Genomic DNA, 19,304 nt, shown 5'->3' with positions numbered 1-19,304 from the left:
TGATTACAAATACGGATAGTGATGTTAGCTAAAACCGCAAGCGTGAACTGAACCCCATAAGTTGTGTTCAACTTATGGGGTTCAGTTCACTGCGGTGAAAACCACTGATAAGGGTTTCTTAAGTAAAACCACCACCCAAGATCGCTATGACATGCAAAGCGATAGTGCCATCAGCAGCAATATCGAAGGTGACAAAGTCATCGTCCAAGCAGGACAAGATATCAACTTTACAGCCGTCAACGCTATCAGTGATCGCGGCACCCAGCTCTCAGCAGGTCGTGATGTCAACATTCTAGCGGCTGAGAATACGTCTAGTGAAAGCTCGTTTAGTCAAACCAAAAAATCAGGACTGTTCGGCACAAGTGGCGGCATGGGCTTCACTATCGGCCAGCAGCAAACTGATGATAGTAGTGCTCAAACGGCACTGACGCATACTGCTAGCAACATCGGTGCGATTGACGGTAACGTCATCATCAATGCTGGTGTTACTTACCAACAGACAGGCAGCAACATCGTTGCCGGAATGGGTGCAGACACTGGTGCAGATATTAACGCTGCTGATCGTGGTAACACCGTTATTCGCGCGCAAGACATTAATATTGATAATAGTATGAATGTCACTACCACTCAAAGCGAGCAAAAGTTTAAGCAGACGGGTCTGACTGTTTCTGTTTCTAATAGTTTAGTGGATAATGTCAACGCTATTAGAGATTTAGAAGAGGCTGCTGGTAACACAGGCAGTACACGTATGAAAGGTATAGCAGCGATCAGTGGCCTTTTAAAAGCACAAGCACTTGCAGAGCAAGCACAGGAAACACTTGGTAGTATTCAAAATGGAGTGGGCAATACCCGCATCCAAGCCACCATCGGTAGTCAAAAGAGCCAATCGAACAGCAGCAGCTATACGGAGAAGAGTCAAGGTTCAAGTATTGATACTAACAATCTTGCCTTGATCGCTACAGGGGCAGGGTCAGACAGCAATATCAACATCAATGGCAGTAGTCTAACCGTCAGCAATGATGCCTTATTCCAAGCGGACAATGACTTTAACGTCAATGGTGTCGCGCAAAACAGTAACACGCGTAGTAATAATAAAAGCTCAAGTACGGCTATTGGTGGTTATGCCAGCTTTGGTCAAAACACTAGTGCAGGTATCACTGCCAGTGCCAGTCGTGGCAAAGGCTATGCCAACAGCGATAGCACTACCTATGCCAACAGCCAAATCAACGTCGGTGGAACGAGCACCTTCGATATCGGCAACGACGTCAACATCAAAGGCGGCGTGATTAACACCAATCGCGCCCAAGGCGCCATTTGTGGTGACGTCAACATAGAGTCATTACAAGATACGGCCACCTACGACAGCAAACAAAAGAACATGGGCTTCAGTGCTGATATCGACATCGCAGGTGGTGGCGCAGGCTCTAGTCTTTCCGTTAATGGTGGCAAGACAAACCTTAATTCTGACTATCAAGCAGTCGGTGAGCAGTCAGGCATCTTTACTGGTGATGGTGGCTTTGATATTGCCGCTGGCGGTAAAACCACGCTTATAGGCGGTGCAATCACCACCACCGAAGCCGCTCGTGATGCTGGACGTAACCGTTACACCAGTGCAGACGGTATCAAGACGCAAGACATTAATAACACAACTAGCTATGATGGTGATGCCCTCCAAGTGGGTGTGAGCATCGGTCAAACCAATAATAAACCCCAAGCCAGTATGAACGGCTTAGGTTATGGCAGCGATAGTGACAGTGATAGCAGTGTCACGCGTGCTGGTATTACAGGTATTGCAGGCAGTCAAGACATCACCACGGACAACCGTGCCGAGTATGCAGGCATTCTTGAGAATAGCTTTGATGCTGGTCGAGTGAATGAGGAGTTAGGTGCGCAGACGCAGATTACGCAGGAGTTTGGGAAAGAAGCGCCAAAGGCAGTGGCTGAGTTTGCACAACACCGTATTAATGCTATAAAAGCCAATCCTGATTTGAGTATAGATGAAAAGCTTACAGCGATTGCCAAATGGGATAAAGGTGGTATTTACCGAGTTGCCGCTCATACCACTTTAGGCGCGTTAGGCACAGGCAGTGTGGAAGGTACGTTGACAGCGGGTGGCGTTGCTGCGGCTGCGCCTACACTAAATGATGTGCAAGCTAAGCTAGCTAAAGCGCTAACTGATAAAGGCATGAATGCAGATATTGCTAATGGCACGGCAAGTGGTGTCATCAGTTTGACGCTATTAGGTACAGGTGCTGCTGCTGGATTAGATACATCGAGTACAGTGACTGCGACTAGTATCGATGCGAATAATAGACAGCTGCATCCTGAAAAAGGTGAATATTGGGTTGTCGAACAACTCTACAAGCCAATTTGGTCACCCAAAATGCCGCTTATGAGCAGCTGATTGCCGATGTAGAAAAGGTCGCCACGCGCTCGACCGCCCCGATTTTGCTATTGGGCGCGACAGGGGTAGGCAAGTCGCAGCTGGCACAGCAAATCTATGCGCTCAAAAAAGCCAAAGCCAACAATGCCGCACAAAGCAAATACGCACTGGGGGCATTTGTGGAAGTCAACTGCGCCACCTTGCGCGGTAATACTGCCATGAGCGTGCTGTTCGGTCATGTCAAAGGCGCGTTTACGGGTGCCGCGTCCAGCCGAGAGGGGTTGCTTAAATCGGCGGATGGCGGTTTGCTGTTTTTGGATGAAATCGGTGAGCTGGGACTCGATGAGCAAGCGATGCTCCTCACCGCCCTTGAGGCGCAGCGCTTTTATCCGCTTGGGAGTGACACCTCGATTGACGTGTCGTTTTAGCTGATGGCGGGGACGAACAAGGACTTGCGCCAAGCGGTCGCGGATGGCGAATTCCGTGCCGACTTGTTTGCGCGCCTGAACACGTGGACGTTTTTTTACCATCGTTAAAAGACCGTATCGAGGACTTGCCTGCCAATATTGATTACGAGCTGGCGCGTCTGGGCAGTGAGCAGCAGTACCAGTACCGTTTTGAGCCAGCGGCGCGGGCGTACTTTGAAGCCTTTGCCATGAGTCACGCGGCGACATGGCAGGGCAACTTTCGTGATTTAAGCGCCAGCATGACGCGCTTAACGACATTGTACGAAGGCAAAATGATTCGTATGCCCGATGTTAAGGCAGAAATCACCCGCCTTAAGCATTTGTGGGCATTGCCCAATAGCGCGCAGTATCAAACGGATAGGGCGTACGCGCCCAGCCTAACCGAGCAGCAAGCGCACGCGGATACGGTGCTGAGTCGTCATCTATCAAGCGACGACAAAGACGCGCTCGACCCCTTTGACGCGGTGCAGCTGGCGTATGTGATTGAGGTCTGCTATCAGCACAGCAGCCAAGCGGCGGCAGGGCGCTATCTGTATGCAAACTCCAGAAATAAACTGAAAAGCAATAACGACAGCGACCGACTGCGTAAGTATCTGCTAAAGTTTGGGCTAAGGTTTGATGAGCTGAAGTTTGATGGATTGGATAATGGCTTTAATCAGTCAGTAGGTCAATATAGATAATAAGCCTATAAAAGTACATGAAAAACGCTGCTAATTTCATTTCAAAAAACGATGACGTATTTGGTCGTATCGCTATCTAGAATGTCACAGAAAAATATTAAATCAGCCACCCAAACAGGTGGCTTTTTTATGTCTGATAAAACAGTTGGGTGTGAGGCCGCTTATAAAACTAGTGCTTTAGCAGTAGTAGGCTTCTTTGTTTTTTAGCGCGTCTTGCAAATAAGCAACCAATAATTTGAGCTTTTGATCGGGCTGTTTTGATTTGGGATACACCGCAAACATCCCCATACGCTTGCGGGTAAAATCTTGCAAAATTTGGGTTAAAGTCTGGCGCTGAAAGGCTTTATACACTAGTGCTTGCGGCAAAAAAGCAATGCCCAAATCACTCAGCGCAGCATGTTTGATCGCGCTTAAATGATTACTATGGAAGCGGCCACTGACGGGCAGCAGCAGCTCAGCACCATCCTCATATAACGGCCATAAGTCGCTACTGGTGTTATCAAATTTATAGATGAGGCAATCATGATTTTGCAGTTGGGCGGGGGTTTGCGGCGTACCATATTTGTTGAGGTAATTTTGGGTGGCGCAAATCACCCATTGACTGTCTATCAGGCGTTTGACAATCAAGGAGGAGTCTTCAAGCTCCGCCGTTCGGATGGCCAAATCAAAGCCATCTTCGACCAAATCAATCAAACGGTTGGTGATGTATAGCTCTACGGTTATCTCAGGATATTTTTTACAAAATTCAGCGATAGCCGTGCTGAGTAGTAAGTCAGAAGAGACCACAGGGGCGGTGACGCGGATATGGCCTTTCATGTTTTCGCCATAGCCGACGACAGCATTTTCCGCTTCTTGAAAGGCAAGCTGAGCCAATTTGGCTTTGTGATACAGCGTTCGGCCGGCATCGGTCAAGCTGAGTTTTCGGGTGGTTCGGTAGAGCAGTTGTGCATTTAAGTTGGCTTCTAGGCGCGCGATACGTTTGCTCACTACAGAATTGGTCAGCGCCAGTTTGTCAGCAACTTTGGAAAAAGAGCCTTCATCGACCACCAAAACAAACAAAACCATGTCATCAGCTTTAATCATACCGATTCTCTAATCAGGGTAATATATTTCGTATTATAGCAAAAAAGGAAAATAACCTTGTCTGATCATGCTGTTTATCTTTGCACTTGTAAAGCGTAGAGTGTGTGAATTCTACCCTAAGCACAATGAGGCTGTTAATCTGAGCGATTAAGTGGCTGTATGTAAGGACTGTGTTTAAGGGCGGCGTTTAAGGATGCACAGACGATAACAGGGAGAGGGAATTTTGAATCAGACTGTCTATGGGCTACTTGCCCTATTGCCAATCATACTCAGTGGCGTATTTCTTATTGGTCTACAATGGTCGGCTAAAAAAACCATGCCGATCATTTTGGCGGTGACTGCCGCGCTCGCACTTTTTATTTGGGACATGACGTTTAACCGCGTGTCGTCCTCTATTCTTCAAGGGACCGTGATTACGATATCAGTATTGTGGATCGTATTTGGTGCCCTGTTCTTATTAAATACTCTAAAACACACGGGCGCTATTGCAGTGATTCGCGCAGGTTTTATCAACGTATCGCCTGACCGCCGAGTGCAAGCCATCATCATTGCATGGTGTTTTGGTACGTTTTTGGAAGGTGCATCGGGCTTTGGCACACCGGCTGCAATTGCGGCACCGCTGCTGGTCGCGATAGGGTTTCCTGCATTGGGTGCGGTGCTTATGGGGATGATGATCCAAAGCACGCCCGTATCGTTCGGGGCGGTCGGTACGCCGATTGTCATTGGGGTGAATAAGGGTCTAGATACCGTGGCCATCAGTGCGCTGCTGGCGCAAGAAGGCATGCAATGGGAAGAATTTTTACAACTGATTACCACCCAAGTGGCGATCATTCATGGTGTGATTGGGACGTTTATGCCGCTGCTGATGGTGATGATGCTCACCCGCTTTTTTGGTAAAAATAAAAGCTGGAAAGAAGGCTTAGCCATTTGGCCCTTTGCCATCTTTGCAGGGTTGGCCTTCACTGTACCTTACACTTTAACGGGTATTTTCTTGGGTCCTGAATTTCCATCGTTGATTGGTGGACTGGTCAGTGTGGCGATTGTCATTCAGGCGGCTAAAAAAGGATTTTTGGTACCAAAGACCACGTGGGACTTTGAAGCCAAAAGCAGCTGGCCAAGCGATTGGATGGGTAAACTGGTGGTCAGCAAAGAAGATGTGGCCACCCCAGCAGGCAAGACCATGTCTACGCTGATGGCATGGTTTCCTTACTTGCTAGTGGCGCTGCTACTGGTGTGTTCGAGAATGTTTGCTGACTTTAAGGACTTGCTCAGCAGCGCCACGCTAGACTTTAATACGATTTTGGGCGAGGCCGATATCAGTGCAGGTTTTAGTCCTTTATACTTGCCCGGCGGCCTGTTGTTAATCAGCGCCTTAATCGCAGCTTTTGTGCAAACTAAAAATCCAACGCGTGCGCTGGGTGATGCTTTGAGCGAATCAAGCAAAACCGTCTTAAGCGCTGGGTTTGTGCTTATTTTTACCATCCCTATGGTTCGGATTTTTATCAACTCTGGGGTCAATCTATCCGATGTCGCGAGTATGCCAGTTGCCAGTGCTGAGTTGTTTGCAGGCACGTTTGGCAGCGCCTTTCCGCTGATCAGCTCAACCATCGGTGCCCTAGGTGCGTTTATCGCAGGCTCGAATACCGTATCAAACATGATGTTTAGTCAGTTCCAGTATGAAGCGGCTATGAGCTTGCACATCTCGCCCTCACTCATCATCGCAGCACAAGCGGTTGGCGCCGCGGCGGGTAACATGATTGCCATTCACAATGTGGTGGCCGCATCAGCAACCGTTGGGCTGCTTGGGATGGAGGGCGCGACGCTGAGACGCACCATCTTACCAACCATCTATTATGTGTTGTTCAGTGGCATCATCGTTATGGCAGCCATTTATCTCTTTGGCGTTCAAGGACCGCTAACCTTATGAATGCACAGTAAAAAAAAGAGCAAGTAATGAACCGTTATCGATCGACCGCCTCCTATACAAGCCAGCTACCATCAGATCAGGTGTTGGTTAAATTGACCAAAATACTGGGCGCCGCCAATATACAGGCAGATCCAGCAAAAAATGAGCACTACCGCATGGGCTGGCGCTCAGGCGGCGGTAGCGCGCTGGCAGTGTTGTTTCCGCAAACGCTGCTTGAAATTTGGCAATGTCTGGAAGTGTGTGTTGAGGGCAACTGTATCATCATCATGCAGGCGGCCAAAACAGGTCTGACAGAAGGCTCAACGCCCAGCGGTGATGACTACGACAGACCCGTGGTGGTGATCAATACACTGGCGATAAATAAGCTGTATTTGATCAATGATAATGAGCAAATTATCAGCCTACCGGGTACGACTTTGCATCAATTGCAGAACGAGTTAAAAGCGGTCAATCGAGCGCCGCACTCGGTGATTGGCTCATCGACTTTGGGCGCGTCAATCGTCGGCGGTGTCTCCAATAATTCAGGCGGCGCGCTGGTCAAACGAGGCCCTGCTTACACGGAGCTGTCGCTGTTTGCGCAAATCAACGAGCACGGTCAGCTGGTATTGGTGAATCATTTAGAGGTCGATTTGGGCGATACGCCCGAAGAAATCCTCACCAATTTACAAAACGGCTATTTTGACAAGTCACAGTTATCTCAAAGCAACAAACTGGCCTCAGACAAAGAGTATGTCGCCCGAATACAGGATGTCAATGCCGACACGCCGAGCCGCTTTAATGCGGATAAGCGCAGGCTGTATGAAGCCAGTGGCTGTGCAGGCAAGTTGGCCGTTTTTGCCGTTCGCCTGGATACGTATCCCACCGCAACCAAAGAGCAAACCTTTTATGTCGGTAGCAATAGTGTGTATGAGCTGGCACTACTGAGACGACAAATACTATCGAGCTTTAAAAATGTCCCTGAAGTGGGCGAATATATGCACCGCGATATATTTGATGTGTCTGCCAAGTACGGCAAAGACACCTTTTTGAGCATCAAGCATCTGGGTACCAATGCTTTGCCCAAGCTGTTTTCTATCAAAGGCAGTATTGATGCCAAACTGAGTAAATGGTCATGGGTGCCCAATCATTTGACCGATAAAGTTATGCAAATGATCGCCCAAGTATTGCCGCAGCATTTGCCCAAGCGCATGCTTGAGTACCGCAACCAGTATGAGCATCACCTGATTATCAAAATGAGTGATGAGGGCATCTATGAGGCACAGTCTTTTTTAGAGTCTTTTTTTGCAGATTCAGAAACGGGCAGTTATTTTACCTGCACGCAAGCTGAGTCAGACAGCGCCTTTTTACATCGCTTTGCTGCCGCAGGGGCCGCCATACGTTATGAAGTCATGCATGAAGAGACCGCCGGAGAGATACTGGCGCTCGATATTGCTATCCCGCGTAATACGCTTGATTGGCTGGAAAATTTGCCTGAGAGCATCACTCAGCACTTAGAAAAAAAGCTGTATTACGGTCACTTTTTTTGTTATGTGTTTCATCAAGATTATATTTTAAAAAAGGGCAGTGATGCCAAGCAGGTCAAAAAGATGATGCTTGAGCTATTAAACAAGCGCGGTGCCAAATACCCTGCTGAGCATAATGTCGGCCACTTATATGAAGCCGAACCTGATTTGCAGCAGTTTTATGAGCGCCTAGATCCTACCAATACTTTTAACCCTGGTATCGGTCAAATGCCAAAAACCAAACGCAACTGCGCGTGCTGTTTATAGCCATTTATAATGGTGATGAGGCTTGAAGTGACAGTCGCCTGCTCTTACGCATCACCACCGCCAATCCGCTCCGCCAATGCCTGCAACTTGGGTACAATCATCGCAGTATAGTCATCCACTGCCCAGTTGGCGCTTGGCACACTAGCATTGAGCGAATAGACGTATTGCCCCGTGGCGATATCATAGACGCCCACCGCGACTGCCAATATATCAGTAGAAAACTCTCCATCAGAGACGGTATAGCCGTATTGCTCATAGTGCTCTGCCGCGCAGGTTAGGGCGCTTTTTGCATGAGTAAACGCTTCATTAGACAAACTTTCTTTTAAATTGCTAATAATGACCGCCTGCCTTGCCCGTGAGCTTGCTGCATAAAACGCTCGCCCAATCGCCGTGCGTGCCACGGGTACCGCTGAGCCGACTTGCAGGTTGACCGATAGGCGCGCGGGGCTACGGCAGCAAGCATGATAGCGCATCTCTCCTTCCACCTCGGTTGCTAGATTCACCGATACCTCATTTTCGCTAGCAAACTGTCTCAGTAATGGCTCAGCGTACGCCACCATGTCATGGCGACTCCATGCCGTGGCACTCAAGCGCACCGCATTACTGCCCAATTGATACTGTCCGTATTCATTAGTACGCAAAAACCCGAGCGTAACCTATACCATGTCAAGGTAGGTCGACCAAAGTGCATATCCTGACAATATCTTACACACGTTGATATTGTTAGCCTGTAAATATTATTCAATTGAATAACACAATGTAAATTATAATGCAATAAAATTTAAATCGTATTTGGGCACTGTATTTTTATAGTGTTTTTACCTCTACTCAAGCCCTTCTCAGAACAAAAAAACTATGTTTGTTCGTTGAGAGTCTATTCTTATTACGCTGCTATTGTCGTTTTTGAATTTCTACGTATTGTTTCTACTGCTTATTCTCTGCATAATATAAGGAGATTACTGTTCTAATCTCTGCATATCTCTGGGGAACGTATGAAGCATACTACTTATATTCATGAGCACTCAAATTGGACTGAATGGCAATGGTCGGACAAGAAGCTATTGCCACTCGTCAGTCGTGTGCGGATATTACAAGGCCATTTATTAGGAAAGCTACTAACACTAGGGTTCGATCTGAATGTTGAGGCACAATTAGATGCGGTGACCTTAGAGATTATCAAAACTTCTGAGATAGAAGGTGAGACGCTAAATGATGAGCAGGTTCGTTCTTCAGTTGCGCGGCACTTAGGGCTGGATAATGCAAGTATGCCAACCACTACTCGTGAGATCGATGCAGTGGTAGAGATGATGCTAAGTGCCACCTATCACTATCAAAAGCCACTATTATTAGGTGACTTACTCGGATGGCATCGAGCATTATTTCCAGATGGATATAGTGGGCTTTATCGTATTCAAGCAGGCAGTATCCGTGATGATAGTAAAGGGCCTATGCAAGTAGTGTCTGGTAGGTATGGTCGCGAGCGGGTTCATTTTGTTGCTCCGAGTGCGGATAGGTTGCCAGATGAGCTAGACAAATTTTTATTGTGGTTTAACACTTCGCCAAATAAGCAAGAAGATATAGATTTGGTCATAAAAGCAGGTATTGCTCATTTATGGTTTGTGACTTTGCATCCATTCGATGATGGAAATGGACGACTAACACGAGCACTCACAGAACGAATGCTGGCAAAAAGCGATAACAGTGCCCAACGCTTTTATAGTATGTCAGCGCAAATCCTTAAACAGCGTAATGACTACTACAAAATACTAGAGCGTACGCAAAAAGGTGATAAAGATATCACGGATTGGTTGATGTGGTTTTTACAAACGCTAGAGCAATCCCTCATTGTAGCTCAAGAAACTACAGATAAAATTATCAATAAGGCAGGCTTTTGGCAGACGCATCGACAGCATGCTTTAAATGATAGGCAGGTGAAGATGTTAAATATTTTGCTGACTGATTTTTATGGCAAACTCACCACTAAAAAATGGGCGACCATGACTAAGTGTTCTATAGACACGGCACTAAGAGATATTAATGATTTAATAGAGAAGGATATGATGCAAAAATCTGGGGCATCGGGACGCAGTACGAGTTATGAGTTGATTTTATGATAAAAATAGTATTTTTTAATTCCGCTATGACAGCAAGAAAGTATTCAAATAAGCCGTAATAAAGACAACCCATTCAGTGACCTAATATGAGTGGTTTCTTTACATCAGTCTATTAATAGATTTGAAGTATGAAATAGCTGGTTCTGCTAGGGTATACATAACAGTGTGTTTTTTGAGGATGTTTTTTACGGTGTGATGATAAACTTTAGCGCTAAATTATGAATGACTAAAGAGGTAAGTTTTTTGTCTGAATTAAAAACAGTTGGGCTTTTTGCCATTACTGCATTAGCAGAGATTGTAGGTTGCTATTTGCCATACTTATGGCTGAGAGAAGGTAAGTCAATATGGCTACTTGTCCCTAGTGCGCTTAGTTTGGTCGCTTTTGTATGGTTGCTGACTTTACATCCAACCGCCGTTGGCAGAGTTTATGCCGCCTACGGTGGGGTGTATGTAACAATGGCAATTCTATGGTTATGGACTGTTGATGGTATTCGACCAACGACATGGGACATATTAGGTACAGCAGTGGCACTTCTAGGTATGGCTATTATTATGTTTGCACCGCGCAATACATAGGATACGGTTGTTTTAACCATCACGTACTAAAAACTCCAATAGAGTGGGAACATTCTCTCTAGCACTGCGTCCAGCACCAATCAGAGTGGCAGAACCTGGGCTTGCCCAGTCACCATAACCAAACAACCATAACCGAGGCTCCTTGACCGCTTGCCCATCTTTAACTTGCACTTTTCCATCAGCTTCAAGGACATTTAAAGGTGCTAGATGGTCAAGATTTGGTTCAAACCCAGTACACCAAATAACGGCATCTATCGTTTCTTCACTACCATCAGCCCAAATGACGCCTTGTTGAGTAAATTGGCTGAACATAGGTACTGAATGTAAGATACCTTTGTCACGTGCCGCCTTGACGGGAGGCACCATGACGATATCACCGATACCGCCCTCAGGATCACCATTATTGCTGCCAGTAATACGTGCTGTTGCTCTTTCAAACAGGACACGTCCATCGACATCATCGGTTAAAAATAATGGGGGCTCACGTGTTACCCAGCTGGCGTTAGCCACTTGAGCCAGCTCCGCATAGATTTGTGCACCTGAATTACCACCACCTACTACCAAGACGCGCTTATTTCTGTAGGCGTCTGGGCCTTCATAATGCGCGGAGTGGCGTTGCTCCCCAAGATACGCTTGCTGACCTTTGGTAGAAGGAATTATAGGATTGCTCCACGTTCCCGTTGCGCTCACGACGGTTTTTGCCAACCATGTAAAACTTCCATCAGTCACCCGTAAGCAATTGTTTTTATCATCACGCTGTACGCTTTGGACTTGATAAGGTCGGTAGATTGGTAACTTATAATGTTGTTCGTAGTCAGCAAGGTAATGGATGACCTCATCTCGACGGGGATACTCGCCATCTTTTGCTTTTGGCATAAAGCGAACTGGCAAGGAGCTCATAAGAGCAGGAGAAAATAGGCGTAACGATGGCCAAGTATGCTGCCACGCGCCACCACTTTGGTCTTGATTGTCAAGAATGATGAAGTCAAGTTTCGCACGTCTCAGATAATAGCCAACGGCTAAACCAGCTTGACCACCGCTGAGCTATGCTGAATAAACCGTAGAGATAAACTTGGTAAACTAAGCACAATAACAGGAGTTTATCATGACCAAGAAAATCAGAACCTACAGTGACGAATTTAAAGCCGAGGCCGTCAAGAAGATAGCAGACAACAACGGCAATATCTCAGCCACTGCAAAGCAGCTTGGCATTGCCATGCAGACCTTATCTAATTGGCAGAACAAAGCCAACCAAGGCAAGCTTGTAGGAACAGAGCAGTACGATCCACAGCTCATAGCCGTGATTGAAGAGAACAAACGCCTCAAACGACAGCTTAAAATAGCCGAAGAGGAACGAGAGATATTAAAAAAGGCGACGGCGTACTTCGCGAATGAGGGACGTTAAGAAACAGTCTGGGAGACTGTTTTAGTGACGCAAGGCGAAGGACTATGCCCGCAGTGACAGTTAGTCAGGTACGCCTTTATCAAAGACAATCAGCAGATATTTAGCATCACTACTATGTGCCATGTATTGAAGATTAAGCCGTCAAGCTACTACGATTGGCTGAGTCGTGATATCAGCGAACAGCAGGTACACCGCAATCAGTGCGAACTATTAGTTAAAGCCGCTCACAGTGAAACTAAAGGGCGCTATGGTGTTGAGCGCCTGCATGCGCATCTAAATAGACAAGGACATGATATCAGTCCTTACATGGTTAGAAGCATCAAAGAGGAACACGGCATTAAATGTCGTCGTCATAAGCGCTTTAAGGTCACCACTGACTCAAACCATAATAAGCTTGTCTATCCAAACGTGTTGGATCAGCAGTTTGATGCTAAGCGTCCTAATGAGTCTTGGGTCAGTGACATCACCTATATCTGGACTGCTGAGGGCTGGTTGTATTTGGCTGGAGTGAAAGATTTATACACCAAAGAGCTTGTTGGTTATGCCATCAACAAACGCATGACTGCTGACTTAGTATGCCGTGCACTCAATATGGCAATTAAAAATAAACGACCCAGCAAAGGGCTAATCGTTCACTCTGATAGAGGTAGTCAATACTGTAGCCACGCGTATCATAAGATCATTAAACAGCACCATTTTACAGGCTCGATGAGCGGCAAAGGGAATTGTTACGACAATGCTCCGATAGAAAGCTTCTGGGGCACATTAAAGAATGAGCTGGTATATCACCAAGACTATAAAACAAGGTTTGTAGCCATCAGAGATATCATTGGATATATTGAGCTGTACTACAACCAGACTAGGATTCAAAAGGGCTTGGGCTACAAATCACCAAGACAAGTGTGGTCTGATTATTATCGTCAGGCTGCGTAATTAAAATCTCCCAAGTTTAAGTCTACGGGATTGACGGCAGGGGTCAATGTACTGTATATATGCAAATAGAACTATAGCTGTCAGGGTCATTGAAAAACAACATATAAATCCATCTGCTTGTTAATTTAAAAATATTACCTATCAAAAAAATGGAAGTCTGGTTAATACTATGAACAAGATACTTAGAAAGAATATAGTTGCTATTATTTTACCAATAACATTGCTTGGCATGCCTTCTTGTGCTGTCATTGGTGGTGCTGATAGTGAAGGCTATACCCAGCATGTTGATGGCGTTATGTGGAACAATAAAAAAAGTATTGACTTCAAAGAGGTGCTCAAGCAAGAAGTGGCGTCTGATAAGACTCGATTAGTATTTATACGGAAGAACGATAATCATTCTGAGCAAACAAGTACCAATATCTCCATCAACAACAGGTTTCAAGTCAGTTTGCATGCGAACAACTACACGGTGGTGGACTCTTGTACTGGAAGTAATCAGTTGAGTGCTCAGGCGACTGGTTTTAAAAATAATAACTTATTGGCAGATAAGCAAGATTATCAGTTACAAGGTGGTCAAACGTACTTTTTTTATGTCGAAATGGACGGAACAGGCGAGAGCACACTGACGCAGATAACGCCTGACAGTGCATCACCGCTATTAGCAAATAAGTCCTATCAGTCTCATCAAATTAGTCGTGTCGTAACGAATTGCCCAGCACCTGTCGCTGCTATGCCCACTGTGATACCACCTTTAACAGTAGAAAAAGAAACACCAGTGCTAACTGAAAAAGTGACGATTGATCTTGAGGTATTATTTGAGACGGATAAGGCGGTCGTACGGCCAGAGTATTATGCCAAAGTAGCTGAGTTGGCTGAATTTATGACCCAGTACCCTAATACGGTAGTAACCATCGAGGGGCATACTGATAGCCGAGGCAAAGATAGCTATAACCAAACTTTATCCCAACGTCGTGTTAATGCGGTAAAAGAAGTATTGATCTCGCAGTTTGGAGTCGCAGAAGATCGTTTAACTGCCATTGGTTATGGCGAGTCGCAGCCAAGAGCAAGCAACGACACAGTAGAAGGTAGGCAGCTCAATCGCCGAGTGGTTGCTGTGGTCGAAGAAAACCTAGCTAAGCCATGAGTTTTTAGCGATTTAGACATCCTAATACATAAGACTGTAAAGTTTTAAAATTTTGATTGAAGAATATAAGAGATAAAAATGAATACGATTATTGTGAAGACAAATGATGCGACTCAAACCATAGATCAAGTACAAGTCGTGACCAAGGACGGTAAGCCTACCATTATTAAAGCTATGGATAAGGTGAATTATGAGTTTCATGATACTGCTATCGGTCGAGCGCCTAACCATATCATCACTAAACGTCTGAAAAATGACTTACATGTTTCATTTGAAGAAGAAGGTCAAGAAAGCGACCTTATTATACAAGGTTTTTACGATAACCCAGACAGTGCGCTACTTGGTATCGCTGAAGATGGAGAATACTATTATTATATTCCAGATACTGGTGAGACCTATGATTATGTGACTCAACTGGAAGTCGGTGATGTCGAAGGTCAGGCGCTCGGCGGTACAGAGTATGTTGCAGTTGTACCTTGGTGGATACCAGCGGCTGCTGGCGTTGGATTGGTTGGTATAGTCGCTGCTAGTAGTAGCAGCTCAAACGATAGTGGTGGTGTCACTCCTCCTGTTAATCAGGCGCCTGTTGCTGAAGACGATGTCGTAAAAGGTGAAACAGGTCAGCCTGTCACTATCGACGTAATGGCAAATGATATTGATCCTGAAAAAGACTTAGACCCTACCAGTGTCAAGCTGATCGATCCTACCACAGGTGATGAAGTCACTAGCATCACTGTGCCTGGCGAAGGTGAGTGGATAGTTGATCCTACGACTGGCAAAGTCACTTTTACACCAGAGCCAGGTTTTAGCAATGATCCCACACCTATTGAATATGTTGTTTCTGACAATGCTGGATTAAAGTCCAATCAAGCGACCATTACCGTTGACTATCCAGGCGTAGTAAGCATCACAGGCACGACCAGCTTGAATGAAACCGCTGTTGATGGCAGTGCCAATGAAGCGACTTATACCGTAAGTATTAGCAACCCAAGTACGGAAGATACGGTGATTGAAGTCACCATTAGTGATGGCAGCACCGAAGGTTCCGCTGACTATACCGCACCTGTCACCCAGAAAGTCACCATTCCAGCAGGTCAAACTACGGTTGACATCAGCGTACCGATTGTAGATGACAACCTATTTGAAGAACCCGAGGACTTTACCGTTACCGTTACTGATATCACTTCAGGTACGGCAACGATTGGCCCTGATGACAGCGTCAACACCACCATCTATGATGATGGCACCACCGATGGTGAAACACCTGTTGATCCTGCCGATCCAAGTATGGGTGATGACACGCCAGTAGTATCTATTACCGCCACCAAACCTGAAGCCGTTGAAGGCGAGGCTGGTAATGACACCTTAGCGTTCACCGTCTCTCAGAACAACGTTAGTAACTTTGACAGCACCGTTGACGTTAAGCTAAATAGCGGCGATAGCGACATTGATGCCGCTGATATCTCAAGCATCGTCTACACAGATGAGAACGGTACTGAGATCACCTTATCGACCCAGGCTCAGATCCAAGACTTCCTCACCAATGGCGCAAGCGTCAAAATTGCAGCGGGTCAAACCAAAGCCCCAGTCATCATCATTACGGTGGCGGATGATGATGTTTATGAACAATCAGAAGACTTAGTACTGGATATCAGCAATGCACAGAACGCCACTATTGGCACGGACAGTGCGACCGGTACCATCCTTGACGAATCTGATGATCCAAATGATCCAGGCACCCCACAAGAAGGCGACCGTCCGACCGTTAGCATTGCTGCGAGCAAAGATACTGCCATAGAAGGCGAGGACAACACCTTAGAATACACCGTTGCACAGGACAACCTAAGCAACCTTGCCACTACAGTCACTGTCAAAGTGGCGACGGGCAGCAGCGAGGTTGAAGCGGCGGACATTGCTTCTATTGGCTACATTGATGCCACAGGCAGTCCTGTGACCATTACCGACAGCGCCGCCATCGAAGCGTTACTAGATGGCACCACCACCTTGCAAGTCAAAGTACCTGCAGGTAGTACAGCTGCGCCTAAAATTACGGTTATCGTCAAAGATGATGCCATCTATGAGGACAGCGAGCAGCTGAGCTTTGTTATCGACAGTGCTGATAATGCCGATATCGACAGCACTGTTGCCACTGGCAGCATTGTTGATGAAGACCGAGTAGCTGGTAGTGAAGATCGCTTAGGCGACTTTAATGATGGTGATGAAGCGCAGAGCACCGATCAAGGTCAGCCTGTGAGTGGCAACTTACTGGATAACACCTCAGAGACCGATCCGAGCATCAGCCTGAGTGTCTCGAACGTGCAAGTGGATACCGATGGCGATAGCGTACTAGACACCATCCCAACAGATGGCACCCCAACCGCCATCACCGATGTCAATGGCGACCCGATTGGCAGCATTACCGTTAATGCTAATGGTGACTACACCTTTACCCCAGATGCTGACTTTACCGGTGACGTTCCTGTGATTGGCTATGACGTGGTTGATGCAGATAGCGGTGATGTGCTAGATAGCTCTAAGCTTGAGATCACAGTTAACGCAGTTGCAGTGGTTGTTAATCTGGGAGTTACGAAAGCTGAGGCGATTGAGACCACAGACAACAGTGACACGCTTGAATTTGCAGTTACTCAAGCGTTCAAGAGCGATAAAGACACCACGGTTAAAGTACAACTAGACAAGGTTGGCAGCGCCGGTATCACGGCAAGTGATATTGCAAGCATCACTTATACAGATGCAACAGGTGAGGTGACCCTAACAGACCCATCTGCTATTGAAAGCTTCTTAACCAATGGTGCAGCCGTTGTGATAACAGCGGGCAGTAAAGAGGTGCCAGTTGTCTTTGAAATTGCAGACGACAGTGTTTATGAAGGACAAGAGACACTAACCTTAAATATTAGTGATGCCCGTAATGATAATGGTGCAAGCATTGGTGATAATGCTCAGTCAGGTACTATTAATGATGAAGATGGCACAGACCCTCTAAATCCACTAGATAGCGTCACGGTATCTATCGTAGATACGATTGATACGGTTAATGAAGGCGATACTGGCAGCTTCCTAGTTGAATTGCGTGACGCTAATGGTGATCTGATTAACGCGATTACCGATGTCACTGTAGAAGTGACTTATAGTGGTGTTGCTGCAAACGGTGATGACTTCACTGGCAGCGCGACAGTGACAATCCCAGCAGGTTCAAGTAGCTTTAATCTTGACTTGCAGACCCTTGCAGATAACCTAGTTGAAGGCGATGAGATTGTAAATATCACTATCTCAAATCCGCAAGGTGGCGGCTTTGAAGCCATTGAGGTTGATGCCAACGCTGACACTGCAGACATGACCATTGTTGATATAGACACAGCTGAGATTACTGTGGGTGATGCGGTGGCCGTTGAAGGTGGAGACTTAGTTCATACCATCACCATCTCAACACCAAGTGATAAAGCTGAGACGTATGTCTTTAGCATTACTGAAGGTACAGCGACTGAAGGCGCTGACTACACCAATGCGCCCGTCTTTAGCAACCCAGACATTGTTTATGACCAAGCTGCCGGCACTATCACCGTACCAGCGGGCGTTACTGAATTTACGGTTAGCTATCCAACCATTGATGACAACATTGCTGATGATGGTGAGACCACCACAGTAACTGTTGACGGTAAGACTGGCACAGGCACCATCAACGACGAAGATGGCACAGATCCTATGAATCCGGTAGAGGGTGTGACTGTTTCTATCGTAGACAATGTTGACACTGTTAACGAAGGTGACACTGGTAGCTTCCTAGTTGAATTGCGCGACGCTAATGGCGATGTGATTAACGCGATTACCGATATCACTGTAGAAGTGACTTATAGTGGCGTTGCTGCAAACGGTGATGACTTCACTGGCAGCGCGACAGTGACAATCCCAGCAGGTTCAAGCTCAGCGCCTCTTGATTTAGTAACGATTCAAGATCAGCTGTCAGAGGGTGATGAGATTGTGAATATCACTATCTCAAATCCGCAAGGTGGCGGCTTTGAAGCCATTGAGGTTGATGCTAACTCTGACACAGCAGACATGACCATTATTGATGGAGATAAGTCTGTTGTTGATATCAACGCAACGAAAGAGACAGCGATTGAGGGTGTAGACAACACCTTGATCTTCACTGTATCACAGCAAACAAAGAGTGACTCAGACACCACAGTACTTGTAAAACTAAATCAAACAGATAGTAATATCGAGCCGCAAGACATTTATGCTATTAGCTATACTAAAGCTGATGGCACACCAGTGACCTTAACGGATCCTGTTGATATTGCTTACTTCCTGAAGAATGGTGATACGGTTACTATTCCAGCCGGTCAAGACAAAGCACCTGTAATTACAGTGATTGTTGCAGACGATGCTATCTATGAGAAATCAGAAGACATGGTGCTTGAGATCAGTAACCCTGTCTCTGCAGGTAATGGCATTGTTGAGATTGGTCAAGCATCTGACACGGGTACCATTTATGATGAAGACCGAGACCAACAAGGTGATCAGCTAGGCGACTTTAATGATGGTGATGAGACGGAAGTTACCGATCAAGGTCAGCCAGTTGACGGCAATCTATTAGGCAACGCGTCTGAGACAGATGCTGACATCACGTTGAACGTTAATAATGTTCAAGTAGACATTGATGGTGATGGCACCCCTGATGAGATTACTGTTGGCACACCAGTTGATATCGTTGACGCTGATGACAATCCGGTAGGCTCTCTAACAGTGAGCCCTGATGGCAGCTACACCTTCACGCCAGATGGCGACTTTACCGGTGACGTTCC

10 protein-coding genes and 3 pseudogenes are annotated in these 19,304 nt (G+C 46.3%); 10 read left to right on the top strand and 3 right to left on the bottom strand.

The annotated features are described in order from the left end of the window. The first annotated feature begins 61 nt into the window (after positions 1–61). The 3 genes and pseudogenes from W234_RS0106535 (at position 62) to W234_RS14170 (ending at position 3,530) form a co-directional block, all read left to right on the top strand. Positions 62–2,404, top strand: coding sequence for a hemagglutinin repeat-containing protein (locus W234_RS0106535; protein ID WP_156923967.1), 2,343 nt, complete (start codon positions 62–64; stop codon positions 2,402–2,404). Beyond that, a pseudogene (locus W234_RS14175) lies at positions 2,341–2,919 on the top strand (sigma 54-interacting transcriptional regulator). The gene W234_RS0106535 and the pseudogene W234_RS14175 overlap by 64 nt, the downstream one beginning before the upstream one ends. Continuing rightward, positions 2,895–3,530 (top strand): hypothetical protein, encoded by a 636-nt coding sequence (locus tag W234_RS14170; protein WP_025645848.1) that lies wholly within the window; start codon positions 2,895–2,897, stop codon positions 3,528–3,530. Before W234_RS14175 ends, W234_RS14170 begins: the two are co-directional and overlap by 25 nt. Positions 3,531–3,707: 177 nt before the next feature. Here the strand turns inward: W234_RS14170 and W234_RS0106520 are convergent, their stop codons facing one another. Then, complete coding sequence (locus tag W234_RS0106520) at positions 3,708–4,613, bottom strand: LysR family transcriptional regulator (protein WP_051397443.1); 906 nt, start codon at positions 4,611–4,613, stop codon at positions 3,708–3,710. A gap of 223 nt (positions 4,614–4,836) precedes the next feature. On the opposite strand from W234_RS0106520, the gene W234_RS0106515 reads away from it, so the two are divergent. Continuing rightward, positions 4,837–6,540, top strand: coding sequence for an L-lactate permease (locus W234_RS0106515; RefSeq protein ID WP_025645845.1), 1,704 nt, complete (start codon positions 4,837–4,839; stop codon positions 6,538–6,540). A gap of 26 nt (positions 6,541–6,566) precedes the next feature. Beyond that, positions 6,567–8,309 carry a D-lactate dehydrogenase gene (gene dld / locus W234_RS0106510; RefSeq protein ID WP_025645843.1) on the top strand — a complete coding sequence of 581 codons (1,743 nt, stop codon included), beginning with the start codon at positions 6,567–6,569 and terminating at the stop codon, positions 8,307–8,309. A 44-nt stretch (positions 8,310–8,353) separates the two neighbouring features. On the opposite strand, the gene W234_RS0106505 is transcribed toward dld, so the two are convergent. Further along, complete coding sequence (locus tag W234_RS0106505; protein WP_084212634.1) at positions 8,354–8,950, bottom strand: IclR family transcriptional regulator; 597 nt, start codon at positions 8,948–8,950, stop codon at positions 8,354–8,356. Positions 8,951–9,301: 351 nt separating this feature from the next. Here W234_RS0106505 and W234_RS0106500 point away from each other — a divergent pair, with 351 nt between their 5' ends. Then, the gene (locus W234_RS0106500; RefSeq protein WP_025645838.1) at positions 9,302–10,423 is read left to right on the top strand and encodes a Fic family protein; all 1,122 of its coding nucleotides are present in this window, start codon (positions 9,302–9,304) and stop codon (positions 10,421–10,423) included. Positions 10,424–10,666: 243 nt separating this feature from the next. Beyond that, a complete protein-coding gene (locus W234_RS0106495; protein ID WP_025645837.1) occupies positions 10,667–10,999 on the top strand; it encodes a YnfA family protein in 333 nt (110 codons plus the stop codon). A 12-nt stretch (positions 11,000–11,011) separates the two neighbouring features. Here W234_RS0106495 and W234_RS0106490 read toward each other — a convergent pair. Continuing rightward, positions 11,012–12,043 (bottom strand): annotated as a pseudogene (locus W234_RS0106490) (ArsO family NAD(P)H-dependent flavin-containing monooxygenase); the annotation flags it as partial. Between the two features lie 61 nt (positions 12,044–12,104). Here W234_RS0106490 and W234_RS0106480 point away from each other — a divergent pair. From W234_RS0106480 to W234_RS0106470, 3 genes and pseudogenes are all read left to right on the top strand, one after another. Then, positions 12,105–13,337: pseudogene (locus tag W234_RS0106480) on the top strand (IS3 family transposase). A gap of 169 nt (positions 13,338–13,506) precedes the next feature. Further along, positions 13,507–14,481, top strand: coding sequence for an OmpA family protein (locus tag W234_RS0106475; protein ID WP_037059204.1), 975 nt, complete (start codon positions 13,507–13,509; stop codon positions 14,479–14,481). Positions 14,482–14,559: 78 nt separating this feature from the next. Continuing rightward, the coding region (locus tag W234_RS0106470; protein WP_025645828.1) for a Calx-beta domain-containing protein at positions 14,560–19,304 on the top strand (4,745 nt) is incomplete at its 3' end.

Origin of the sequence: Psychrobacter sp. TB15, from assembly GCF_000511655.1 — a bacterium.
GTDB lineage: Bacteria > Pseudomonadota > Gammaproteobacteria > Pseudomonadales > Moraxellaceae > Psychrobacter > Psychrobacter submarinus.
The sequence above is the reverse complement of the archived record's forward strand: the minus strand, read 5'-3'. Positions and strand labels throughout refer to the sequence as shown.

What these genes read in the sequence shown, in the direction of transcription:
- W234_RS0106475 (WP_037059204.1), top strand. Translation starts at nt 13,507, where the DNA reads ATGAACAAGATACTTAGAAAGAATATAGTTGCTATTATTTTACCAATA.
- W234_RS0106500 (WP_025645838.1), top strand. Translation starts at nt 9,302, where the DNA reads ATGAAGCATACTACTTATATTCATGAGCACTCAAATTGGACTGAATGG.
- W234_RS0106520 (WP_051397443.1), bottom strand. Translation starts at nt 4,613, where the DNA reads ATGATTAAAGCTGATGACATGGTTTTGTTTGTTTTGGTGGTCGATGAA.
- dld (WP_025645843.1), top strand. Translation starts at nt 6,567, where the DNA reads ATGAACCGTTATCGATCGACCGCCTCCTATACAAGCCAGCTACCATCA.